This window comes from Proteus penneri (genome assembly GCF_003144535.1).
Lineage (GTDB): Bacteria > Pseudomonadota > Gammaproteobacteria > Enterobacterales > Enterobacteriaceae > Proteus > Proteus penneri.
Genome location: NZ_PHFJ01000008.1, coordinates 74,143 through 98,237, shown reverse-complemented (window position 1 = coordinate 98,237; position 24,095 = coordinate 74,143). Strand labels below are relative to the sequence as shown.

Below are 24,095 nucleotides of genomic sequence, written 5' to 3'. Positions count from 1 at the left end.
AGATACTATAACGTGAATGTTAAAATAATCTGTTAATTTCCTCATAATTGTCGAGATAGATAGGAAATTTGCCCAATTTTTTTAGTGCTCTGCGTGTATAATAACCATCTTTTTTTAACTATTCCTCTCGGTAGGTAAATATTTTATGAATGAATCATTAAGCCGAATTATTGCAGATGAGCTCTCAGTTAAGCCCCAGCAAGTCCTTTCGGCTATAACGTTACTGGATGAAGGGAATACGGTGCCATTTGTTGCCCGTTATCGTAAAGAGGTCACCGGCGGACTAGATGATACGCAATTACGTCAATTAGAAACTCGCCTTAGTTATCTACGGGAACTCAACGATCGCCGCCAAACAATTTTAAAATCAATTGAAGAACAAGGAAAATTAACGCCTGAGTTACGTTCTTCAATTAATGACACTCAAAGTAAAACAGAGCTTGAAGATCTCTATCTTCCTTATAAGCCTAAGCGCCGTACTCGTGGGCAGATTGCGATTGAAAATGGATTAGAACCCTTAGCGGATTTACTGTGGAATGAACCACAAAATAATCCAGAAGAAGTGGCAACCGCTTATATCGACGCAGAAAAAGGCGTGAATGATACGAAAGCCGCTTTAGATGGTGCGCGTTATATTTTAATGGAGCGCTTTTCAGAAGATGCTGGATTATTAGCGAAAGTCCGTCAATATCTATGGAAGAATGCACACCTTGTTGCCAAAGTGATTGAGGGTAAAGAAGCAGAAGGGGCTAAGTTTAGTGATTATTTTGATCATCATGAACCTATTGCTAATGTTCCTTCTCACCGTGCATTAGCGATGTTTCGTGGCCGAAATGAAGGTATTCTTCAATTATCACTTAATCCAGATCCACAATTTGAAGAAGCACCCAAAGAGAGCTACGGTGAACAACTGATTACGGAACATTTAGGGTTACGTTTAAATAATCAACCCGCAGATAGCTGGCGTAAAGCGGTTGTAAGTTGGACTTGGCGCATAAAAGTTTTAATGCATATTGAAACAGAACTGATGAGCCAATTACGAGAAAAAGCGGAAGAAGAAGCGATTAATGTTTTTGCTCGTAACCTTAATGATCTATTGATGGCTGCTCCTGCCGGCATGCGTGCCACAATGGGGCTTGATCCTGGTTTACGTACCGGTGTTAAAGTTGCGGTTGTTGATAGCACTGGTAAATTAATCGCCACAGATACGATTTATCCACATACAGGCCAAGCGGATAAAGCGGCAGCCAGTGTTGCGGCGTTATGTATTAAGCATAATGTTGAACTGGTGGCAATTGGCAATGGTACTGCTTCTCGTGAAACCGAACGCTTTTTTGCTGAAACTGTAAAACGTTACCCAGATGTCAAAGCACAGAAGGTAATTGTGAGTGAGGCAGGAGCGTCCGTATATTCCGCATCAGAGCTTGCTGCTAACGAGTTTCCTGATTTAGATGTTTCTATTCGTGGTGCGGTATCTATCGCTCGCCGTTTACAAGATCCGTTGGCTGAACTGGTAAAAATTGATCCTAAATCAATTGGTGTTGGTCAATATCAGCATGATGTTAGCCAAACATTATTAGCCAGAAAACTGGATACTGTCGTGGAAGACTGTGTGAATAGTGTTGGTGTGGATTTAAATACAGCATCAGTACCATTATTAACGCGTGTTGCAGGTCTTAGCCAATCTATTGCTCAAAATATTATTAGCTGGCGCGATGAAAACGGTCGTTTTGTTGATAGAAAACAGTTACTCAAAGTGGCGCGTTTAGGGCCAAAAGCCTTTGAGCAATGTGCAGGATTCTTGCGTATTCGTGATGGCAAAAACCCACTTGACGCCTCAACAGTTCACCCTGAAGCGTATCCTGTTGTGGAAAATATCTTGCAATCTACGCAGCAAAAGATTGACGATTTAATGGGAAATAGCGCTTTGATCTCACAGGTTGATGCAAGAGCGTTTATCACGGAGCAATTTGGTCTACCAACGATTAATGACATCTTAAAAGAGTTAGCAAAACCAGGGCGCGACCCTCGCCCAGAGTTTAAAACGGCAACGTTTGCTGAAGGTGTCGAAACAATGAATGACTTAGTCAGTGGTATGATCCTTGAAGGAACTGTGACTAACGTGACGAACTTCGGTGCATTCGTTGATATCGGTGTACACCAAGATGGCTTGGTTCATATCTCTTCTTTAGCAGATCGATTTATTGAAGATCCACATACTGTGGTAAAAACGGGTGATATTGTTAAAGTTAAAGTTCTTGAGGTGGATTTAGCTCGCAAGCGCATTGCACTGACTATGCGTTTAGATGAAGTCGCGGGTGATAGTGATAAAAAACAGTCATCATCAAATAACACGAATTCTGTTAGAAATAACAAAGGGCAAAAAACAGCTCGTAATAACCGTCAGCCAATGAGTAATGGTAATAATGCAGGAAATAGTGCAATGGGTGATGCTTTAGCCGCAGCATTTGGAAAAAAACGCTAATAGCGCATTTATTGCTACCCTATTAGTTGGTAGTTGGTAAAAAGAACGAGAATAATAAGTGCGATATAACTAATATAGGTTATATCGCCTTTTTTATTACACATTATTTAGATGTTTTCTTTTGATAAAGATACTTATAAGAATTAATTAAATAGTAAGGTAATATAAATTCTCTTCCATTTTTTATAGCTTTAATATTGAACTGACTTAAGTGATATTAAAAAAATAATAAACAAAGCATTCTCTGTTTTATCTCTATATTTATTTGTTATTATTTTTATCATTCATCTTCTATTCTCCCTATCGCTGATTACCTTTATATTATAAATATGAGTTGATCGCCTTATAACCTTATTATTATTAAGGTTTTTAAGTGAACGTCTATGAGCTAGAACTGGAAACCATTGTTTCTGTTTATATCAACTCTATCTTAATTAATAGAATGAATATCTATAGGTTTATTTCACCTTTATTAGGTTATTAATATGAATTTAAATAAATTATCGTTTGGTTTGATCATGATTTCTGCTTCATTACTAGCAGGCTGTGCATCAGAATCTTCACGCTCTTTAGAGGTTGCTAAAGTCGCAACCTATCACACAACTTATACAGGCACTAAGAGCGCTATTTCAATTGGTAAGTTTGATAACCGTTCTAGTTATATGAATGGAATATTCTCTGATGGTGTTGATAGATTAGGTAATCAATCCAAAACCATTTTAATGACGCACTTACAACAGACTGGGCGTTTTAATGTATTAGATAGAGCTAATTTATCTGAATTAAAAGAAGAAGCGGGTATTAAAGGCCAAAGCCAGCAATTAAAAGGTGCAACCTATGTTATTACAGGTGATGTCACTGAATTTGGCCGTAAAGAAGTCGGTGATCGCCAATTATTTGGTATTTTAGGCCGCGGTAAAACCCAAGTTGCTTACGCAAAAGTCAATTTAAACGTTGTGAATGTAAACACATCAGAAGTGGTGTTCTCATCTCAAGGTGCGGGTGAATACGAGCTTTCTAACCGTGAAATCATTGGATTTGGTGGAACAGCAAGCTATGACTCAACACTTAACGGTAAAGTGCTAGATTTAGCAATTCGTGAAGCGGTTAATAACTTAGTTGCAGGTATTGAGAGCAATGCTTGGCAGCCTTCAAAATAATATGTCTTTATAAGGATATAACGATGTCTAAATCATTAGTAAGCCTTGCTTTTGGGGCATTATTACTGACGGGCTGTGCAAGTGGCCCTAAACCACTTTATAACTGGGACAGTTATCAACAAGTGGTTTATCAACACTATCAACAAAGTGAAAGTGACCCTCAAGCACAGATTGATGCATTAAAGAAAAGCATCGAACTTTCTCGTGCTAAATCATTAGGTATTCCACCAGGATTACATGCGCATTTAGGCATGTTATATGGTGCGACAGGTGCATTAGATTTAGCGATGGCTGAATTTAATGAGGAAAAAGCACTTTACCCTGAATCAGCAGAATTTATGGATCGCCTGATGAAAAATAAAGGAATGCAAAAATGAGTCGCTTATTCACTTTAGTTTGCTTGGCTTTTACGTTGGTATTAACGGGTTGCGCCCAGCCAGTTAAAACAGATTACACTGCATTTAAACAGAGTAAACCAAAAAGTATTTTAGTCTTAGTGCCGCAAAACCACACAACGGAAGTTGAAGCAGGGCACAGTTTCTTATCTCAAGTGACATACCCTTTGGCAGAAGCAGGATATTATGTTTTCCCTGTTGCTGTCGTTGAAGAGACATTTAAGCAAAATGGTTTATCCATGGCTGGGGATATTCACGCGGTAAGTCCTAATAAATTACGTGAAATCTTTGGGGCAGATGCTGTTTTATACTTAGATATCACCGAGTTTGGAACGTCATATCAAGTTATTTCCAGTGATACGAGAGTGACCGTGACTGCTAAGCTTGTTGATCTTCGTAATGGTGGCGTGTTGTGGAGCAGCTCTGCAACGGCATCAAGTACAGAAACAGAAGGTTCATCAGGTAGTTTAGTCGGGATGTTGGTTTCAGCTGTTGTGAATCAAATTGTTAATACCGTTTCTGATAAGAGTTACCAAATTGCAGGAATAACCAGTGTGCGGTTACTTTCAGCCGGTAAAGTCAATGGTATTTTATACGGCCCTCGTTCACCTAATTATGGTAAAGATGCAGAATAAGTAAATGCATTAAAATAAGCATCATAATGAAAGGTTCTGTTTAATTAGTTTAAAATAAGCAGAGCCTTATTTTATTTACAGATAATAATTATTCTTATTTAATGTTAGGTAATACTGCTTATACTTACGATCTGATAAGTATGAGATAGAGAGGAAATAAAAAAGAAGTGATGTTATTGAAAAGATAAACCATCCTTGGTTGCTAGTCCATTTCCTTCCATGGTTAATAATCCATAATTCGGGTATATAAAAGAGACTGGTCAATTAGAATAAGATAAGGTATGGGGGATGCTATCTTTCCTTGTAATATAGCGACCTTTATTCTTTAAATGACTCTCAAATTTAAATCAAAACACGACTGATTTGGATATTAATCAATGTTTGTCTCTAGGATATGTAATATTATAATTTAGGTAAAGGTATAAATGTTACTATTATTATAATCATCGAATTAAGAGGGAATAAAAGAATAATAAAACCAATATAACGAGATATTTAATTAATTTAAATCGTATTTTGAGTAATATATCGCTTTAAACTCGGTGTAAAAGTTTTCTTCTGATATTCCACAATAAATTTAAACGACTAACATATTGAATAAACGTAATTTATTCATGAATATCTTTAATGGATAAGACTATTTTTATATAATGTGATTTACATCACGCCGTATATTTGAGAGTTATCGTCTATCAATAAGAAGATAGAGATTTATGCGATACCTCTTTCGATCATATTCAGTTTCTGATTTATTGGTTACACTATATCTTCCAGATATTCATAATGTCTGTTTGCTGGTATGAAATATCAGCGGTTCACTTTTGGAAGGTAGAGGCATGTCAGAACAAACAATTATTTGGGATCTTGACCTGATCCATAAGTATAACTATTCAGGTCCTCGCTATACATCATACCCAACAGCATTAGAGTTTAATCAGCAATATGGCGATGCTGATTTTATCAAAGCGACTCAACGTTATCCTGAGCGCCCTTTATCACTTTATATCCATATTCCTTTCTGCCATAAGCTGTGTTATTTCTGTGGATGCAATAAAATTATTACGCGCCATAAACATAAAGCAGATGAGTATCTTGATGTTTTAGAAAAAGAAATTATTAATCGAGCACGCTATTTTAAAGACCGAAAAGTGACTCAAATGCATTGGGGTGGGGGGACACCGACTTTTCTGGATAAGCAACAAATTAGTCGATTGGTCTCGTTATTACGTCAGCATTTTGATTTTGTCGATAATGCAGAGCTTTCTATTGAAATTGACCCGCGTGAGATTGAATTAGATGTTATCGATCATTTGCGTAATGAAGGCTTTAACCGTCTGAGTATGGGCGTGCAAGATTTCAATAAAGAAGTACAACAAAAAGTCAATCGTGAGCAAGATGAAGCGTTTATTTTTGCATTAGTAGAGCGTGCGCGTGAAGTGGGTTTTCACTCCACCAGTATTGATTTAATTTATGGCTTACCTAAGCAAACCAAAGAGAGTTTTGCCTTTACATTAAAACGTGTCATTGAATTATCACCAGATAGATTAAGTGTATTTAATTATGCTCATTTACCTAATTTATTTGCAGCTCAACGTAAAATTAAAGATGAAGACCTCCCTTTAGCGGAAGAAAAATTAGAAATATTACAAGAAACCATTTCTACGCTAACGACAAATGGCTATCAATTTATTGGAATGGATCATTTTGCAAAGCCTGATGATGAATTAGCCGTGGCTCAGCGCAAAGGTATTTTACATCGTAATTTCCAAGGCTATACCACTCATGAAGAGTGTGATTTATTAGGTATGGGTGTTTCTGCAATTAGTATGTTAGGGGATAACTATGCGCAAAATGAGAAGGTATTGAAAGAGTATTATGCGTGCGTAAATAGTGAAGGTAATGCACTATGGCGAGGTTTATCACTGACTCATGATGATTGTATTCGCCGTGATGTAATTAAAACCTTAATTTGTAATTTTAATCTGCATTTTTCTGATATTGAAAAAATGCACGATATTGTTTTCCATGACTATTTTAAAGAAGATTTAGAATTACTTGTGCCAATGAAAGATGACGGTTTAGTTGAAATAACAGTTGACGGCATTCAAGTGACACCAAGAGGACGTTTGCTTATTCGTAATATCTGCATGTGTTTTGATACCTATTTACGAAATCAAATGCGCCAACGTCAATTCTCTCGTGTAATTTAAATACAAAAGAGGGTATATATTCTAAATCATTTGAGTTGCAGGTAGGCGGCAAGCAAAGATATCCCGATGAGCATACTCATGTATGTGATTCGGGTAGCTGAGCGTAGCCAACACCCTTGCAACTTGAAGGATGACGAGTATAGAGGATTAATATTCCTCTATCCCCAACTCTTTTAATTTACGGGTTAGTGTATTTCTGCCCCAACCTAATAGTCGTGCGGCATCTTGTTTATGCCCTTGTGTATATGCCAAGGCACTGAGTAATAGTGTGCGTTCAAATTGAGGTAGAGCATCTGTTAAGATGTTTTCTTTTCCTTCCCCTAATGCTTCATCTGCCCATAATGAAAGATGTTGTGACCAATGTTGAGAAGAAGCAATTCGATTGATATTTTTGGCTCTCTCATCAGGTTGGCGAATTTCTTGTGGTAAATCTTGAGGCATAATCTCTTGGCTTGCCGTCATTACCGTTAACCAGCGACACACATTCTCTAATTGTCTAACGTTGCCTGACCAGTTGTATTCCATCATGATTTGCAAACTTTGTTGATGTAATACTTTGGCTTCGACGCCCAATTCTTTTGCTGTTTTTTGCAGAAAATAGCGCGCTAAGCTGGGAATATCTTCCGTTCTATCACGTAATGGTGGTAATTGAATACGTATTACATTAAGTCGATGATAGAGATCTTCACGAAAATCACCGGCTTGAACGCGCTTTTCTAAGTCTTGATGTGTAGCGGCAATAATGCGCACATCAACTTTAACTGGAGCATAACCGCCGACTCGATAAAATTGCCCTTCAGCAAGCACTCGCAGTAACCGTGTCTGAATGTCGAGAGGCATATCACCAATTTCATCAAGAAAAAGAGAACCGCCATTGGCTTGTTCAAATCGCCCTTGTCGTACTTGAGAAGCACCTGTAAATGCCCCTTTTTCATGACCAAAAAGCTCTGATTCAATTAAATCTTTAGGAATAGCTGCCATATTGAGAGCAATAAAAGGAGAGGAAGCTCTTGGGCTGTGGCGATGTAATGCATGTGCGACTAGCTCTTTTCCCGTACCCGATTCTCCATTAATAAGTACACTGATTGAGGAACGAGAAAGTCGACCAATAATACGATAAACCTCTTGCATTGCAGGCGCTTCACCAATCATATCGGTAACTGATTGCAGTGAGGTTTCATCGGTATTCGGTTGTTTTTGCTCGCGATAATGCGTAATAGCGCGGTCAATTAATGCTAATGTTTCGTCGATATCAAATGGCTTTGGTAAGTAATCAAAAGCGCCTTGTTGATAAGCATTTACTGCAGCATCCAGATCAGAATGCGCAGTCATAATTATCACGGGTAAAGTAGGGTAGTTTTCTTTAATGATTTTAAGAAGAGATAAACCATCAATATCAGGCATACGAATGTCTGATAACAACACATCAGGTATTTCTGTATTGAGTGCATTAAGCACATCATTCGCATGTTCAAAGGTTTTACAAGATATACCTTCACGAGAAATGGCACGTTCAAGTACCCAGCGAATTGAGCTGTCATCATCAACAACCCATACATTTCCTTTTTGCATTGGTTATCTCCTACTTAATTGGTAAATAAATAGAAAACTCAGTATTTCCGGGCCAACTGGTAAATTCGATTTTACCTGCATGTTGATCGACTAAATTACGCGCAATAGAGAGCCCTAATCCATTACCTCCTTCTCTACCACTCACCATGGGGTAAAAAAGTGTATCTTGTAGATGAGGAGGAATGCCATCACCCGTATCAATGACATCAATACGCGCAACCAGTTTGTAGCGCTCACCATGGAGTGTGACTTGAAAAGCAGTACGGGTACGCAAAATAATCGTCCCTCCTGTTTTTTCAACAGCTTGTAAGGCGTTACGAGTAATATTTAGGAGTACTTGTTCTATTTGATCGGGGTAATGTGATAACTCAGGTAAGCTGGGATCGTAATCTTTTAGCAAGGTAACATTTTCAGGGCATTCGAGAGAAATAAGTTGAGCAACGCGCTCAACGACATGGTGAATACTCTGATGTGTTTTTGTGCCTGGATGTTGGGGGCCGAGTAATCTGTCCACCAGCACACGTAGGCGATCAGCTTGTTCAATAATGACTTGCGTATATTCCGTTAAAGCAGGATCAGGTAAGGATTTTGCTAGCAATTGAGCCGCACCTCGTAATCCTCCCAACGGATTTTTAATTTCATGTGCCAGCCCCCTAACCAATTCCCTAGCAGCCATTTGCTGGGCTTGTTGTATCTGCTCTTGGCTTAACCGGCGTTGACTATCCATAGGCGCCAGTTCCAGCAAAATATGTTGCTCGGAAATAGGTTGGGCACTGAGCGACATTGTGTGTGATTGGTTATTTACAACCAATATCACTTCATTGTCGGTAAAGCTTTGTCCATTTGCTAATGTTTCACGCATTAAATCAGCATCAAAGGAGTAATAGCTGAAAAGGGCAGTGAAAGGTGTTTCAAATAATTTTCGACGGCTTTGTGCTAAAACCTGTAACGCAGAATGATTTGCGTAGCAAATAATAAACTCTTTGTTGATAACCAATACTGAGTGAATCAATGAGTCTAAAATTAATGTATTGTCAGGTAAGTCTGCCGTTTCCATATTGAATACCTCTTTGCACCATTTTAGTGCATCTTACCTTTATTGCATTAATGAACCAATGCGTAAGTGAATAGATGGACTCCTTAAGTGGGAGAAAAGTGCCCATCCGAAGATGGGCAAAATAGCTTCACGGCAAAAAACAGTTTTACATCTTGGCTTAAGTTTTTATCAGTAAAACTTATCTTAAGCGCTGTAATACATTTCAAATTCAAGAGGATGTGGCGCCATACGTACACGTTGAACATCCGCACGTAATAACTCTAAATAAGCATCAATAGCATCATCAGTAAATACACCACCGCGGGTTAAGAATTCACGATCTGCATTTAATGCATTTAATGCTTCTTCTAATGAACCTGCGACCGTTGGGATCTCTTTTGCTTCTTCTGGCGGTAAGTCATAGAGGTTTTTATCCATAGCATCACCAGGATGAATTTTATTGATAATTCCATCAAGACCAGCCATTAATTGAGCTGCAAACGCGAGATAAGGGTTTGCTAAAGGATCAGGGAAGCGTACTTCAATACGGCGTGCTTTCATGCTGGCAACCACTGGAATACGAATTGACGCTGAACGGTTACGCGCAGAGTAAGCCAGCATTACAGGTGCTTCAAAACCTGGGACTAAACGTTTGTAAGAGTTAGTGGTTGGGTTAGTGAACGCATTGAGTGCACGAGCATGTTTGATAATACCGCCGATGTAATACAGCGCCATTTCAGATAATCCGCCGTATTTGTCACCTGCGAACAGGTTTACACCGTTTTTAGACAGTGACATATGGCAGTGCATACCTGAACCGTTATCACCCACGAGAGGTTTTGGCATAAAGGTCGCTGTTTTACCAAATACGTGAGCCACGTTTTGTACCACGTATTTATAAATTTGGGTTTCATCTGCTTTTTTGGTCATGGTATTGAAGCGAGTTGCTACTTCGTTTTGACCTGCAGTTGCTACTTCATGGTGATGTGCTTCAACCACTAAGCCCATTTCTTCCATAATGTTACACATGGTAGAACGAATATCTTGTGATGAATCAACAGGTGGCAGTGGGAAATAACCCCCTTTCACCATAGGGCGGTGACCTTTGTTGCCATCTTCATATTTGGTATTGGTGTTCCAAGCCGCTTCAATATCGTTGATAGCGTAAGAAGCACCCGAAATATCGTTTTTGAAACGAATGTCATCAAATAGAAAGAATTCGGGTTCTGGCCCAAACAGTACAGTGTCTGCAATACCACTTGATTTTAAATAGTCTTCAGCACGTTTTGAAATAGAACGAGGATCGCGGTCATAACCTTTCATTGTGCCCGGTTCTAAAACGTCACAACGAATAATCAGGGTTGGATCTTGGAAAAATGGGTCGAGCATTGCGGTTGTTGCATCAGGCATCAGTACCATGTCTGATTCGTTAATGCCTTTCCAGCCACCAATAGAGGAACCATCGAACATTTTTCCTTCTTCAAAGAAATCATCGTTAACCTGATGAGCCGGAATAGTAAGATGTTGTTCTTTACCGCGGGTATCAGTGAAACGTAAGTCAATATATCTAACTTTATGTTCTTCAATCATGGATAACACATGTTCAAGGGACATAGGAACTCTCCTGGCGAATGGTTTTATTGAGTGCAGTGGCCTTACACATTTTTCGGTGAATTTTTTGCTCACCTGAATTCTATTGCGAAAAGCATGCCAACTTATCTAAAAAGGGATATATACTGTATTGATGAAGTTTAGTGTAGAATATCTCCTGTGATTTTTTAATTATTGCACAAACTTGGTGCAAATTAAGCCTAATTAGTTGCACTGTTTTGGTGCAATGGAACGGATACTACTAAATTCTGAGGCGTGAAAAGGATCACAATTCAATTAATTGCATATTGTTAAGCAATCATTATTGTGATCTTGTTTAGTCTCTCGTCTAAAGCGTGTACAATACTGCGCTTATTTCTACAATGCCTGAGGCAAATTTTGTGATCGAAAACTTGCGTAATATCGCCATCATCGCCCACGTTGACCATGGTAAAACAACTATCGTCGATAAATTACTACAGCAATCTGGTACGTTCGGTGAACGTGAAACCGTTGCTGAGCGCGTGATGGACTCAAATGATCTCGAAAGAGAGCGCGGAATTACTATTCTTGCGAAAAACACAGCGATTAAATGGAATGACTATCGTATTAACATCGTAGATACCCCAGGACACGCCGACTTCGGTGGTGAGGTAGAACGCGTTATGTCTATGGTAGACAGCGTTCTATTGCTGGTTGACGCGATGGATGGCCCAATGCCACAAACTCGTTTTGTGACACAAAAAGCGTTTGCTAACAACTTAAAACCAATTGTTGTTATCAATAAAGTTGACCGCCCTGGTGCGCGTCCAGACTGGGTTGTTGATCAGGTATTTGACCTGTTCGTAAACTTAGGTGCAACTGACGAACAACTTGATTTCCCAATTATCTATGCATCTGCATTAAACGGTATTGCGGGAACAGATTATAATGACATGGCTGAAGATATGACTCCGTTATATGAAGCTATTGTCAAATATGTAGAGCCACCAAAAGTTGATCTGGAAGGTACATTCCAGATGCAAATTTCTCAGTTGGACTACAACAACTACCTAGGTGTTATCGGTATCGGTCGTATCAAGCGTGGTAAGGTTAAACCTAACCAGCAAGTGACTATTATCGATAGCGAAGGTAATACCCGTAATGGTAAAGTCGGTAAAGTTTTAGGCCATTTAGGTTTAGAGCGTATCGAAGTTGATGTTGCTGAAGCTGGCGATATCATTGCAATCACTGGTTTAGGTGAACTGAATATCTCTGATACGATTTGTGAAGTGGGTGCTGTTGAAGCGCTACCTGCATTAGCCGTTGATGAACCAACTGTTAGCATGTATTTCTGTGTTAATACTTCACCTTTCTGTGGCCGTGAAGGTAAGTTTGTGACTTCTCGTCAGATTTTAGATCGTCTGAAAAAAGAGTTAGTCCATAACGTTGCATTACGTGTAGAAGAAACAGAAGATCCAGATGCATTCCGTGTATCAGGTCGTGGTGAGCTTCACCTGTCAGTTCTGATTGAAAATATGCGTCGTGAAGGTTACGAATTAGGCGTATCTCGCCCTAAAGTTATCTTCCGTGATATTGACGGTCGTAAACAAGAGCCTTTTGAACAAGTGACTATCGACATTGAAGAACAGCACCAAGGTGATGTGATGCAAGCGATGGGTGAGCGTAAAGGCGAAATGCGTGATATGCAACCAGATGGTAAAGGACGTGTACGTTTAGACTACATTATCCCTAGCCGTGGTCTGATTGGTTTCCGTACTGAATTTATGACCATGACATCAGGTACTGGTTTACTGTATGCAACATTCAGTCACTATGATGATGTTCGTCCAGGTGAAATTGGTCGCCGTAATAATGGTGTTATGATCTCTAATGGCCAAGGTAAAGCCGTTGCTTACGCACTGTATAGCTTACAAGACCGTGGTAAATTATTCGTTACTCATGGTGCAGAAGTTTATGAAGGCCAAGTAATTGGTATTCATACTCGCTCTAATGACTTAACAGTAAACTGTTTAACGGGTAAAAAGCTGACTAACATGCGTGCTTCTGGTACCGATGAGGCGACAACGCTGACTCCACACCTGAAACAAACATTAGAACAAGCACTAGAATTTATTGATGACGATGAGTTAGTTGAAGTTACTCCGCAGTCTATTCGTCTGCGTAAGCGTTATCTGTCAGAAAACGATCGTCGTCGTGCTTACCGTAGCAAAGACTAATTCGTTATTTTGATAACATAATTCTTAGGGCGCGTTTAGCGCCCTGAGTTTATACTCATCAAGAGTCTATGTTGCTATAAAAGACGAATGCGGTGGAAAATAATCTCTGCCGCATAAGTTTTCTCTCAATCCTTTCTTCTCCCACCTTTTATCATGTTTTATCATCACCTCATAATTCCATTCTAGGTAATGATGCTTCTCATCTCTTTTTTTATCTCTCCCTCTTTGGATTTTATGTTTTACAAAAAATTAAGTGTGATTATTGTACTTTTTTAGCGTTTAAGCCTGTTCAGTAACGCGATTTATGATTAAAGTAAAACGAGTTTTCTATTATGGAGAGGATTTATGCTTTATATCTTTGATATGGGTAATGTGATTATTGATATCGATTTTAACCGAGTATTCGCAGTATGGAGTAAGCTTAGTGGTGTTCCATTAGCAAGTATAAAAAAGAACTTCACAGCCGGCGAAGTTTTTAAATTACATGAGCGCGGTAATATTACAGATATCGAATTTGCTGAAGAAATTAACTCAGAACTTGGCATGAACTTAAGTTTTGAGCAATTTGCTGAAGGATGGCAGGCTATTTTTATCGCAGTACGACCTGAAGTCATTGATATAATGAATAAATTAAGAGAGCAAGGACATCGGGTTGTGGTGTTATCAAATACGAATCGCTTGCATCATGATTACTGGCCAGAGCATTATCCTGAAATCGCAGCTTCCGCTGATTTCCTCTACTTATCGCAAGATCTTGGTATGAGAAAACCCGATCCTGAACTGTTTAAGTATGTTTTGGAGTCTGAAAATGTTGAAGCACAAGACGCCATTTTTTTTGATGATTTACAAGCTAATGTCGATGCTGCTCTTTCGGTTGGTATGAAAGCCGTGCATGTAGTTGATAAAAATACCATTATTGATTACTTCAAAGATTATGATTTTTCTCTCCCAGTAGAAGAATAATGCTATCGTAAGGATAACAATAGGCTGAGTTTGTTATCCTTTTTTATTGATTTATTTTGGAGAGAGTATGATCGCATTAATTCAACGAGTGACACAGGCAAAAGTGGATATTGCAGGTGAAACAGTCGGTGCTATTAATCAAGGTTTATTGGTTTTATTAGGTGTAGAGAAAGACGACAACGAACAGAAAGCCAAAAGATTATGTGAAAAAGTATGTGGTTATCGCATCTTTAGTGATGAAAACGACAAAATGAACCTAAATGTGCAACAAGCTGGTGGCAGTTTATTAGTTGTCTCTCAATTTACACTTGCCGCGGAAACACAAAAAGGAATGCGTCCTGGGTTTTCGAATGGCGCCCCCCAGAATTAGCGAAAAATCTCTATCACTACTTTATTGAACAATGTCAGCAACAAGGCTTAGAAACGCAAACAGGCCAATTTGCCGCAGATATGCAAATTACACTGACGAATGATGGCCCTGTTACCTTCTGGTTGCAGGTATAACATCGAACGAGCAGTGATGTTAAAAGGAGCTCAGATATGTACCATTTACGAACCCCAAAAACAGAGGCCGAATTTGATGCCTATTATGCTTTTCGCTGGGAAATGCTTCGTAAACCTCTACATCAACCTGAAGGCTCTGAAAAAGACGGTTATGACACCTTTGCACATCACCAAATGGTTGTCGATGAAACAGGACAACCTGTTGCGATTGGACGACTCTATATCAATGCCGATAATGAGGGTGCTATTCGCTTTATGGCGGTGCACACGGATGCACAAGGTAAAGGTTTAGGTACTCTCGTTGCTATGGCACTTGAGTCATTGGCTCGCCAAGAGGGTATAAAACGAATAGTGTGTAGTGCGAGAGAAGAATCTGTAAGTTTCTTTGAAAAATTGGGTTATGAAAATTGTGGTTTAGTGACAGGCCCGCAAACAACACCCATTAAGCACTTTTTTATGAAAAAAAGTATTGAGTCTTTAGATGATATTCTTCATCGGCCTGATTGGTGTGCTGAATTACAAAAACAGTGGCATCAACATATTCCTTTAAGTGAAAAAATGGGGTTACGTATTACTCAATATACGGGAACACGTTTTTACACCACTATTCCAGAAGCGGGGAACCAAAACCCTCACCACACTATTTTTGCAGGCAGCCAATTTTCACTCGCAACATTAACGGGTTGGGGATTGATTTGGCTATTAATGCAAGAACATAAGTTGCAAGGTGATATTGTGTTGGTGGATGCGCATATTCGTTATCGCAAACCTGTATCAGGGCGTCCTGCTGCCGTTGCTGATATGGAAAATTTAAGCGGAGATTTAGGGCGATTAGCGAAGGGGAGTAAGGCACGAATTAAGCTAGATGTTGATATTTGTGGTGATGAAGGTGTTGGTGCTGTTTTTAGTGGTACTTATATTGTTTTACCTTCACAAAATAAGCAGTGCTAATTCAGCTAGCTATCTTTAAAAGTAATTTAAAGGGAAATTATTATTTTCTTTTGGGTTACTTTTTCTATTTTCTGCGTTTTTAATTAAAAAAACAGAGTATAAAAAATCTATTCTTGAATGCTAGTGTTATAGAGTTTCTATCCCTATCCAATTGATGTATATTTCGCAGTTTACGGAGGGAAGCATGGACACCAATTTATCTACTCGTCTTAATAAATATATCAGTGAAAGCGGGATCTGCTCACGTCGTGAGGCTGACCGTTATATTGAGCAAGGACTTGTCCTTATTAATGGCAAACGCGCCAGTATTGGCGACCAAGTATTTGCTGGCGATGAAGTCAAAGTCAATGGTCGATTGATTGAAGCACAGGATAATTCTGAGCTGGTGCTGATTGCGCTGAATAAACCCGTGGGTATTGTCAGTACCACAGATGATGGCGAAAAAGATAATATTGTTGACTATGTTAACCACAGCACCCGCATTTTCCCAATTGGACGTTTGGACAAAGATTCACAAGGATTGATTTTCTTGACCAACCACGGTGATTTAGTCAATAAAATCCTACGTGCGGGTAATGATCACGAAAAAGAGTACCTTGTGACAGTGAATAAACCGATCACTGATGAATTTATTCATGGAATGGGTGCGGGTGTTCCTATCATGGGACAAAAAACCAAGAAATGTAAGGTCAAGAAAGAAGCGCCGATGGTGTTTCGTATAACCTTAGTTCAAGGGTTAAATCGCCAAATTCGTCGTATGTGCGAATATTTTGGTTATGAAGTCACTAAGCTTGAACGTGTTCGTATTATGAATGTGAGCTTATCTGGATTACCAGTCGGTGAATGGCGAGACTTGACGGATGATGAGCTGATCAAACTCTTTGATGCGATTGAAAAATCAACGTCAGAAGCACCACCAAAAGCTAAGCAAAATAAGCCGAAGAAACAAATCAGCAGTAATGCAAAAGCCTTGGGTATTCATATTCCTCAAACAAAAACCAAAGAAACGGAAAATAACTCTCGTAAGCGCTTTGCTCAGCCGGGTCGAAAAAAGAAAAAACGTTAATTTCATTTTTGTAGATGCGATAAAAACAAAAAAACACCTGAAAGGGTGTTTTTTATTTGTTCTATTTAGGCATCAATAAAGTTAGTCTAAATTCAACTCATCTAATTTATTTTGACGACGTTCAAGCACTATCGCGGCAAGTTCGGCATCCATAACTCGTTCAATTAAGGCGTCATAGTCTTCTTTAGAAAGGCAATAGAACAACGGAGTTTTGTTGTCATCACACACAAGCAGTGTGCTGTTATCTTTAAGTGCAGTTAAAGGAGATTGTTGAAACGTGTTTAAAGATATTTTTTCAGGGGAAAAATCTTCGTCAGACATGAAAACTCCACGATAAAGAAAAGGGCAATAGCGCATTGTAACGCTTTTTATTAAGGGAGCAATCCGTGCTCCTGCGAAAGATCAATATTATAGGTGATTAATTATTTCACCATTTTGTATTTCTGAATTGAGTATTTGTTGCTCACCTTTACTTCCAGTCAATGTGCCATTGAGTGTTGATATCACTGGGCTTGCACGTAAATTACCTTTCAATTTTAGTGTAAATTGACCTATTTCATCAGAGTAGGTTGTTTTTAAACCTAATGTATAAGGTATTGATAAAGGTACATTTAAACCATTAGTAATAAGTGAAAATTGGCGTTGTTGGTTAGATTGGATTAAGCCGGCTGAACCTCGAACAATGCCGTCACCAATAAATGCTGAATATTGCTCAATAATAGCGTTATCTTGCTGAGTGACAATTTTTAAATCAGGGCGACGTAATTCAATGCGATTTAATGTTCCACTATCTGCATTGAATACGGCTGAACCTTGCCATAATCCCCATTCACCTTCTTTTGCAACCATTAAATTTTGCAATTTTCCTGTTAAGTTGGTGAATTGAAATGGAAATTCCGGCGTGATATTAATCAAAATAGATTGGTTGATAGATAACTGTTCGATAGTGATATTTTGAATATTACTCTTGGTATCTATCGGTTTAGCTAAAAAATTGAGCCAATTTTCAGGTAACGTATATAAAAGACCTGATAGTGTGGCATCTTGGATCGTGATGGTTTTATTGTCTTTATTCCAATGACCAGCAAGCTTAATTAAGCCTTTTTCATAGCGTAAACTGAGGTTATCTAGATTGAGTTGATTGTTCTGCTGGTTGAGTTTTGCGATAAGATCAGTGAAATGCTCATCTTGAAAAACAAGGTCATTTGTATTGAGCTCGCCGGTTGTAAATGAAAGAGCGTTATCCCAATTAAATTGAGAAAATTGCCCATCAAAACCACTCATTGCCCACTGTTTCCCTTCAGCCGTAAAATCAACAATATTAAGCGCTCTTATGCTAATGCGTGGGTACTCAGAGAGAGACTGAATTAATTCATTAAAAGTTTGCGAAGATTGCCAGCGTAAGCCATTCATATAAACTTCATCAAACTTCCATTGATTATCTTGATACTGACCACTTAATGAGAGTGAGCCATTAAGTAAACGCGTTCCTAGTTTTTCTATTTGAATATTATTGGGCTGATATTGACCAGAAATAATAAAGTTACTGAATTTATTATTATTTATCATTCCATCAGCAATAGAAAATTGAAAATGGCCTGCCCCAATAAAATCTTCCGATGTAGGTGCCCAAGGTGTAATTCCCCCCGTCACTTTGTTTGCTTCGAAAGAAAAATCCGCATTGGTGCTGTTTAAAATCATATTTTTAAATTGCAGAATATCAGCACTTAACGGTATTGATGGAGACTTATTGGTAAATTCAATATTGCCATTTTCTAATGTAATTTTTTGCAGATGGGAAGGGGTGGTAAAAAATTGCCAATCAAATCGGATTTGTGCTGATTTTGCCGATACTCTGGCTTTATCTTGTTTAGGATTAACGAGGAGATCATAAACAATAACTTGTTCGGGCTGCATAAGGTCATGTTCAATACCTGAGAAGCGAATATCATAATCAGTGTATTCTGTTAGCCATTCGCTTGTCTTTTGCGCTCCCCACTGAGTCTGAATAAAAGCGTAAATTATAATAATAAATAAAATAACAATAAGTATCAGAGATACCATACTTTTCATCAGCCAGCGCATTGCCCTTCTCCTGTTTTATACTCCATCAAAACAGTATACAGTTATGCCTGAAAACTAGGCGATGCTCAAGTATTCATCACTAGATAAAACAAGATTATTTAACTGTTATAATTTATGGCAACTACTTTTCTTGAGGGAAAATAAGATTAAGAATAATTGCCGTTAAGCCGCCTGCAGCAATACCTGATGACAGCAATGTTTTTAGCCAATCTGGAGCAAATTGTAATATTTGAGGCTGCTGTGAAACGCCCAGCCCTACCGCAAGTGAAATCGCAAGGATCATGATGGCTCGGCGATTTAACGCTTCTTTAGAAACAATGCGTACACCAGACGCAGCTATCGTACCGAACATGACTAATGTAGCTCCGCCTAATACTGGTTCAGGAATTCTTTGCACAAATTCTGCGACAAACGGAAATAGTCCTAAGATAATGAGCATCGCGGCAACAACATAGCCTACGTAGCGACTAGCAACACCAGTTAATTGGATCACACCATTATTTTGACCAAAACAAGAGTTTGGAAAGGTATTGAAAAATGCCGAAACCATAGAGTTAATTCCATTAGCCAATACGCCTCCTTTGATCCGTTTCATATACAAAGGGCCACTGACGGGTTGTTCTGAAACATCAGAAGTTGCCGTGATATCGCCAATGGTTTCTAGTGAAGTGATCATAAACACCAGCATTAAAGGAATAAGCAAGTGCCAATCAAATGACAGCCCATAATAAAACGGCTCAGGAATAGTCATAAAAGGTGTTTCTTGATGTTCTACTGGTGTGGGCAACATATCTAAAGCCCAAGCAAGAACATAGCCCACAGCCATTGCAATGACTAAAGAAGCAACGCGTAAGTAAGGATTTTTTTGTCGATTAAGTAAAATAATAACGATAAGAACAGAGCCTGCTAATAACAGGTTTTGTGGTGAACCAAAGGTATTATTTTCGATAGCAGCATAACCACCACCAATTGAAGTTAATCCAACTTGAATTAAAGAGAGGCCGATTATCATTACTACGACACCTGAAACTAATGGTGTAATGATACGTCTTGCTAAGTGAAGTACACGAGAAAGGATGATTTCGGTTAATGAGGCGACCATTAATGTCCCAAAAAGGGCCGCCATCATTGTAGGAATATCTGCTCCACCATTTTTAAGTGCTAATCCTCCCATAATGAGCGGAGCAACAAAGTTAAAGCTTGTTCCTTGGATTGATAATAATCCTGAACCTATCGGTCCCCATGCTCGAATTTGAATAAGAGAGGCAATACCTGATGCAAATAAAGACATGCTAATAATGCGTTGAGTATCGTGTGCAGGTAATCCTAATGCTTGGCAAATAAGGATCGCAGGCGTGATAACCGCGACAAACATAGCTAAAAGATGTTGGCAAGCAGCAAAAAGTGTTTGTGGTAATGGCGGTTTCTCTTCTAAAGCAAAAAGAAGTTCGCTATTTTTTTTAATTGAAACATCACTATTTTTAGGCAAATTTTGTTTTTCTGAAGTAACCATGGTGTGAATTTCTTATTCGACAAAAACAGTATTTTAATGATCTGCGCCACAAAAGCAATCGTTTGCGTGAAAATGATGTTATTAAAATGCATAAGAGGCGCTCACATTTTTATATGTTTTAACTTGTGTTTGTCTGCGTTTTTTTTTCTAATCGGGGATACCTGCTTTTGGCGTTGTTTATGGATGAACTTAGCGTCGTAGTATTTTTATATAAAATTAACAAATAAGACGGGGTACATAAATGTATCATCTTGATGTTTATGGCACGCTGGTTGCGGCCACTTTGGTTCTCTTGATCGGACGTAAGTTAGTGAAATCTGTTCCTTTTTTAGAACGGTATACGATCCCAGAACCTGTTGCAGGTGGGCTACTTGTTGCAGTTCTTCTATTAGCATCTAAATCTTTTATGGATTGGGAAGTCAGTTTTGATCTCTCACTTAAAGATCCATTAATGCTAGCCTTCTTTGCAACAATTGGTTTAAACGCGAACCTTGCAAGCTTAAAAGCGGGAGGAAAAGCGCTTTTTATTTTCGTTTTCGTTGTTGTTGGGTTGTTATTAGTGCAAAACACTGTCGGTATTGCATTGGCGAAAATGTTAGGCCTTGATCCTCTTATGGGATTATTGGCTGGTTCTATTACATTATCGGGTGGTCATGGTACAGGGGCTGCTTGGGGTAAAACGTTCGTTGAAAGTTATGGCTTCATGAGTGCGTCTGAAGTCGCAATGGCGTGTGCAACCTTTGGTTTGGTCTTAGGTGGATTGATTGGTGGCCCAGTTGCGCGTTACTTAATCAAAAATATTCCAACACCAGGAATTGGTGCTGATGATCATGAAATGCCAACGGCCTTTGAGAAACCCACTACAGGTAGAATGATTACTTCAATGGTATTGTTAGAAACCATTGCGATGATCTCTATCTGTTTAATGGCCGGTACGTTCCTTTCTCAATTGTTAGAAGGCACGGCATTCTCACTACCAACCTTTGTGTGTGTTCTGTTTATTGGTGTTATTTTAAGTAATAGCCTTTCAATGCTTGGGTTCTACCGTGTTTTTGATAGAGCGGTGTCAGTTTTAGGTAACGTGAGTTTATCGTTATTCTTAGCAATGGCATTAATGAGCCTGAAATTATGGGAACTGGCTTCACTGGCGATCCCAATGCTGGTTATCCTTGGTGTTCAAGCAGGTGTAATGGCACTTTATGCAATTTTTGTTACTTTCCGTGTCATGGGTAAAAACTACGATGCGGCGATTTTAGCAGCGGGTCACTGTGGTTTTGGTTTAGGAGCAACACCAACGGCGATTGCGAATATGCAAGCTGTTACAGATCGTTTTGGCCCTTCTCATCTTGCGTTCTTAGTCGTACCAATGGTAGGGGCATTCTTTATTGATATTGTGAATGCGATAGTGATCAAACTGTATCTACTATTGCCATTCTTTACGCCTATAGTTGCAGGATAGTTTGGTTGCTATAAATTAAAATAGCTTCAAAAACGTTAAAGAGCACCTCAATGTTGGATATCGGCATTGAGGTGTTTTTCTATGTGATATGTAACTTACTAATATATTTCAAGATCGACCTAAAGCGAGTTTAAACGCACGCTAAGCCATGTAAAAGAGAAACTTTAAGCTTGGCTGTATTGTGTTTTAGCAGGTAGCCAGCGTTCGATTAAGGCTTGAGAATGTTTAGGATAGTGTTGATGCAGGTAACGAGCGATACGCTGAACTTCAGGAACAAGTCCTTGGTCGCGCAATAAATCAGCGACTTTAAATTGTGCATTACCCGTTTGCTTGGTACCTAAAAGCTCACCGGGGCCACGGATCTCTAGATCTTTTTGTGCAATGACAAAGCCATCATTGCTATCCCTTAATACCTGCAATCGCAAACGTGCCGTTTGAGTGAGTGGTGTTTTATATAACAAGACACAATGAGAGGCGATTGCGCCTCGACCTACACGTCCACGTAGTTGGTGTAACTGTGCAAGGCCTAGCCGTTCTGGATTATCAATAATCATCAAACTGGCATTAGGCACATCAACGCCAACTTCAATCACTGTTGTTGCAACTAAAAGTTGGAGTTCATTTTCTTTAAATGCGGTCATTACGGCCTGTTTTTCTGCGGGCTTCATTCGCCCATGTACCAACCCTACTTTGATTTCAGGGAGTGCAATTGTAAGCTCATCATAGATAACTTGGGCTGCTTGCGCTTCAAGAACATCAGAATCTTCAATTAAGGTACATACCCAATAGGCTTGTCGCTTTTCTTCTGTGCAAGCCAACCTAATGCGTTCAATAATGTCATTACGGCGAGTATCAGGGATAGCGACAGTGGTAACAGGTGTGCGTCCCGGTGGTAATTCGTCGATGATAGAGGTGTCCATATCAGCGTAGGCTGTCATGGCTAATGTGCGAGGGATCGGCGTTGCTGTCATCACCAATTGATGGGGATGAAAGCCTTGCTCTTCGCCCTTTTTCCATAATGCGAGGCGTTGATGTACACCAAATCGGTGTTGTTCATCAATAATCACTAAGGCTAGAGAGTGGAATTTAACTTGTTCTTGGAAAATAGCGTGCGTTCCAATAATGATCGATACTTCACCATTCGCAATGGCGTTTTGCTGTGCCTCGCGAGCTTTCCCTTTCTGCTTTCCAGCCAACCAACCCACTTGGATACCAAAAGGCTCAAACCATTTTCTAAACGTCAATGCATGTTGTTCTGCTAATAATTCTGTTGGAGCCATTAACGCCACTTGCTTACCATTTGCAATAGCACGTAATGCACTTAATGCTGCAACTAGCGTTTTACCTGAACCTACATCTCCTTGGATTAATCGCATCATCGGATAGTTTTTTTCTAAATCTGTTTCTATCTCATTGACGACACGTTGTTGAGCATTTGTCGGGGTAAAAGGTAGCATTGCGAGAAATTGCTGGCGTAATGTGGAAGTGCTTGGCATAAACAGCGGTTCTGCACGATAAGATTGCGCACCAGCTCTGGCATTGAGCATACCTAGATTGTGGGCGAGTAACTCTTCAATAATGAGTCTTTTTTGAGCAGGGTGCTGTCCTTTTTCAAGCTGTGCAAAAGCGATATCAGGGGGAGGATTATGCAGTGTACGTAATGCGGTGGCTAATGGAGGTAAACCATGAATAAATTGATCGGGCAATAATTCATTAATAGCACAGGTATCAAGTAATTCTAACGCTTGCTCTATCAGTTTTCGCAATGATGTTTGGCGTAAGCCTTCGGTTGTTGAATAAATCGGGGTGAGTGTTTCTTGTAGTTTAACCTCAGCACCTGCCACTTTGATTTTATATTCAGGGTGGATAATTTCAGGGCCACGACTTCCTCGCTTTACTTCACCATAGGCGATGACTTGTTTACCTTGAGCAAGGTTATTTTTCATTGCAACTGTAAAGTTAAAAAAGCGAAGCGTTAAAATACCTGAGCCATCAGAAATTTGGCAGGTCATCATTTTTCGTCGACCAAAACTGACTTCAGTTCTTAATACTTCACCTGAAACAGTGGCAGGGATACCGGGAAGAAGATCGCTAATAGCATAGAGGTGCGTTTGATCTTCATAACGCAAAGGAAGGTGGAGTAACAAATCCTCAATAGTCACAAGCCCTATTTTTGCCAGCTTGTCTGCCTGACTTGCACCTACGCCGTGAAGAGTGGTTAAGGGGATTGCATCAAGCAGTTTTCCTTTCAT

General features: G+C 39.3%; 17 protein-coding genes and 1 pseudogene. 11 read left to right on the top strand and 7 right to left on the bottom strand.

The genetic code is table 11. From position 1 onward, the window contains the following. Window positions 1–145 precede the first annotated feature (145 nt). From CUB63_RS10675 to hemN, 5 genes are all read left to right on the top strand, one after another. Window positions 146–2,485 (top strand): Tex family protein, encoded by a 2,340-nt coding sequence (locus CUB63_RS10675; protein WP_006534575.1) that lies wholly within the window; start codon window positions 146–148, stop codon window positions 2,483–2,485. Window positions 2,486–2,970: 485 nt separating this feature from the next. After that, the gene (locus CUB63_RS10670) at window positions 2,971–3,645 is read left to right on the top strand and encodes a CsgG/HfaB family protein (protein WP_006534576.1); all 675 of its coding nucleotides are present in this window, start codon (window positions 2,971–2,973) and stop codon (window positions 3,643–3,645) included. Between the two features lie 23 nt (window positions 3,646–3,668). Next, window positions 3,669–4,022, top strand: a complete 354-nt coding sequence (locus CUB63_RS10665; RefSeq protein WP_072064868.1) for a DUF4810 domain-containing protein — start codon at window positions 3,669–3,671, stop codon at window positions 4,020–4,022. Continuing rightward, the gene (locus CUB63_RS10660) at window positions 4,019–4,675 is read left to right on the top strand and encodes a DUF799 domain-containing protein (RefSeq protein ID WP_006534578.1); all 657 of its coding nucleotides are present in this window, start codon (window positions 4,019–4,021) and stop codon (window positions 4,673–4,675) included. Before CUB63_RS10665 ends, CUB63_RS10660 begins: the two co-directional genes overlap by 4 nt. A gap of 836 nt (window positions 4,676–5,511) precedes the next feature. Then, window positions 5,512–6,885: an oxygen-independent coproporphyrinogen III oxidase gene (gene hemN, locus CUB63_RS10655; RefSeq protein ID WP_109848004.1), complete on the top strand. Its 1,374-nt coding sequence runs from the start codon at window positions 5,512–5,514 to the stop codon at window positions 6,883–6,885. Window positions 6,886–7,032: 147 nt separating this feature from the next. On the opposite strand, the gene glnG is transcribed toward hemN, so the two are convergent. The 3 genes from glnG to glnA form a co-directional block, all read right to left on the bottom strand. After that, a complete protein-coding gene (gene glnG, locus CUB63_RS10650) occupies window positions 7,033–8,457 on the bottom strand; it encodes a nitrogen regulation protein NR(I) (RefSeq protein ID WP_006534580.1) in 1,425 nt (474 codons plus the stop codon). Window positions 8,458–8,467: 10 nt separating this feature from the next. Then, window positions 8,468–9,514 (bottom strand): nitrogen regulation protein NR(II), encoded by a 1,047-nt coding sequence (gene glnL, locus CUB63_RS10645; protein WP_072064861.1) that lies wholly within the window; start codon window positions 9,512–9,514, stop codon window positions 8,468–8,470. 183 nt (window positions 9,515–9,697) lie between these two features. After that, window positions 9,698–11,107 carry a glutamate--ammonia ligase gene (gene glnA / locus CUB63_RS10640; protein WP_072064860.1) on the bottom strand — a complete coding sequence of 470 codons (1,410 nt, stop codon included), beginning with the start codon at window positions 11,105–11,107 and terminating at the stop codon, window positions 9,698–9,700. A 359-nt stretch (window positions 11,108–11,466) separates the two neighbouring features. Between glnA and typA the strand changes: the two genes are divergently transcribed. The 5 genes and pseudogenes from typA to rluF all read left to right on the top strand — a co-directional run bounded on the left by typA (window position 11,467) and on the right by rluF (window position 16,786). Continuing rightward, the gene (gene typA / locus CUB63_RS10635; RefSeq protein WP_006534586.1) at window positions 11,467–13,302 is read left to right on the top strand and encodes a ribosome-dependent GTPase TypA; all 1,836 of its coding nucleotides are present in this window, start codon (window positions 11,467–11,469) and stop codon (window positions 13,300–13,302) included. Window positions 13,303–13,647: 345 nt separating this feature from the next. After that, a complete protein-coding gene (yihX, locus tag CUB63_RS10630; protein ID WP_006534588.1) occupies window positions 13,648–14,265 on the top strand; it encodes a glucose-1-phosphatase in 618 nt (205 codons plus the stop codon). A gap of 67 nt (window positions 14,266–14,332) precedes the next feature. Further along, a pseudogene (gene dtd, locus CUB63_RS10625) lies at window positions 14,333–14,769 on the top strand (D-aminoacyl-tRNA deacylase). A 36-nt stretch (window positions 14,770–14,805) separates the two neighbouring features. Continuing rightward, entirely contained in the window at window positions 14,806–15,720 is a 915-nt protein-coding gene (gene fabY, locus CUB63_RS10620) for a fatty acid biosynthesis protein FabY (RefSeq protein ID WP_072064853.1), read from the top strand. Between the two features lie 184 nt (window positions 15,721–15,904). Next, the gene (rluF, locus tag CUB63_RS10615; protein WP_072064851.1) at window positions 15,905–16,786 is read left to right on the top strand and encodes a 23S rRNA pseudouridine(2604) synthase RluF; all 882 of its coding nucleotides are present in this window, start codon (window positions 15,905–15,907) and stop codon (window positions 16,784–16,786) included. A gap of 81 nt (window positions 16,787–16,867) precedes the next feature. Here the strand turns inward: rluF and CUB63_RS10610 are convergent, their stop codons facing one another. The 3 genes from CUB63_RS10610 to CUB63_RS10600 form a co-directional block, all read right to left on the bottom strand. Then, entirely contained in the window at window positions 16,868–17,107 is a 240-nt protein-coding gene (locus CUB63_RS10610) for a hypothetical protein (RefSeq protein ID WP_072064850.1), read from the bottom strand. 87 nt (window positions 17,108–17,194) lie between these two features. Beyond that, window positions 17,195–18,871: an AsmA family protein gene (locus CUB63_RS10605; protein ID WP_109848003.1), complete on the bottom strand. Its 1,677-nt coding sequence runs from the start codon at window positions 18,869–18,871 to the stop codon at window positions 17,195–17,197. A 121-nt stretch (window positions 18,872–18,992) separates the two neighbouring features. Next, entirely contained in the window at window positions 18,993–20,384 is a 1,392-nt protein-coding gene (locus CUB63_RS10600; RefSeq protein ID WP_072064847.1) for a uracil-xanthine permease family protein, read from the bottom strand. A 241-nt stretch (window positions 20,385–20,625) separates the two neighbouring features. Between CUB63_RS10600 and gltS the strand changes: the two genes are divergently transcribed. Further along, window positions 20,626–21,843 carry a sodium/glutamate symporter gene (gltS, locus tag CUB63_RS10595; RefSeq protein WP_072064843.1) on the top strand — a complete coding sequence of 406 codons (1,218 nt, stop codon included), beginning with the start codon at window positions 20,626–20,628 and terminating at the stop codon, window positions 21,841–21,843. Between the two features lie 164 nt (window positions 21,844–22,007). On the opposite strand, the gene recG is transcribed toward gltS, so the two are convergent. Further along, window positions 22,008–24,095 carry an ATP-dependent DNA helicase RecG gene (gene recG / locus CUB63_RS10590; protein WP_109848002.1) on the bottom strand — a complete coding sequence of 696 codons (2,088 nt, stop codon included), beginning with the start codon at window positions 24,093–24,095 and terminating at the stop codon, window positions 22,008–22,010.

What these genes read in the sequence shown, in the direction of transcription:
- yihX (WP_006534588.1), top strand. Translation starts at nt 13,648, where the DNA reads ATGCTTTATATCTTTGATATGGGTAATGTGATTATTGATATCGATTTT.
- rluF (WP_072064851.1), top strand. Translation starts at nt 15,905, where the DNA reads ATGGACACCAATTTATCTACTCGTCTTAATAAATATATCAGTGAAAGC.
- hemN (WP_109848004.1), top strand. Translation starts at nt 5,512, where the DNA reads ATGTCAGAACAAACAATTATTTGGGATCTTGACCTGATCCATAAGTAT.
- typA (WP_006534586.1), top strand. Translation starts at nt 11,467, where the DNA reads ATGCCTGAGGCAAATTTTGTGATCGAAAACTTGCGTAATATCGCCATC.
- glnL (WP_072064861.1), bottom strand. Translation starts at nt 9,514, where the DNA reads ATGGAAACGGCAGACTTACCTGACAATACATTAATTTTAGACTCATTG.
- fabY (WP_072064853.1), top strand. Translation starts at nt 14,806, where the DNA reads ATGTACCATTTACGAACCCCAAAAACAGAGGCCGAATTTGATGCCTAT.
- CUB63_RS10670 (WP_006534576.1), top strand. Translation starts at nt 2,971, where the DNA reads ATGAATTTAAATAAATTATCGTTTGGTTTGATCATGATTTCTGCTTCA.
- CUB63_RS10660 (WP_006534578.1), top strand. Translation starts at nt 4,019, where the DNA reads ATGAGTCGCTTATTCACTTTAGTTTGCTTGGCTTTTACGTTGGTATTA.
- glnA (WP_072064860.1), bottom strand. Translation starts at nt 11,107, where the DNA reads ATGTCCCTTGAACATGTGTTATCCATGATTGAAGAACATAAAGTTAGA.
- CUB63_RS10610 (WP_072064850.1), bottom strand. Translation starts at nt 17,107, where the DNA reads ATGTCTGACGAAGATTTTTCCCCTGAAAAAATATCTTTAAACACGTTT.
- CUB63_RS10605 (WP_109848003.1), bottom strand. Translation starts at nt 18,871, where the DNA reads ATGCGCTGGCTGATGAAAAGTATGGTATCTCTGATACTTATTGTTATT.
- gltS (WP_072064843.1), top strand. Translation starts at nt 20,626, where the DNA reads ATGTATCATCTTGATGTTTATGGCACGCTGGTTGCGGCCACTTTGGTT.
- glnG (WP_006534580.1), bottom strand. Translation starts at nt 8,457, where the DNA reads ATGCAAAAAGGAAATGTATGGGTTGTTGATGATGACAGCTCAATTCGC.
- recG (WP_109848002.1), bottom strand. Translation starts at nt 24,095, where the DNA reads ATGAAAGGAAAACTGCTTGATGCAATCCCCTTAACCACTCTTCACGGC.
- CUB63_RS10675 (WP_006534575.1), top strand. Translation starts at nt 146, where the DNA reads ATGAATGAATCATTAAGCCGAATTATTGCAGATGAGCTCTCAGTTAAG.
- CUB63_RS10600 (WP_072064847.1), bottom strand. Translation starts at nt 20,384, where the DNA reads ATGGTTACTTCAGAAAAACAAAATTTGCCTAAAAATAGTGATGTTTCA.
- CUB63_RS10665 (WP_072064868.1), top strand. Translation starts at nt 3,669, where the DNA reads ATGTCTAAATCATTAGTAAGCCTTGCTTTTGGGGCATTATTACTGACG.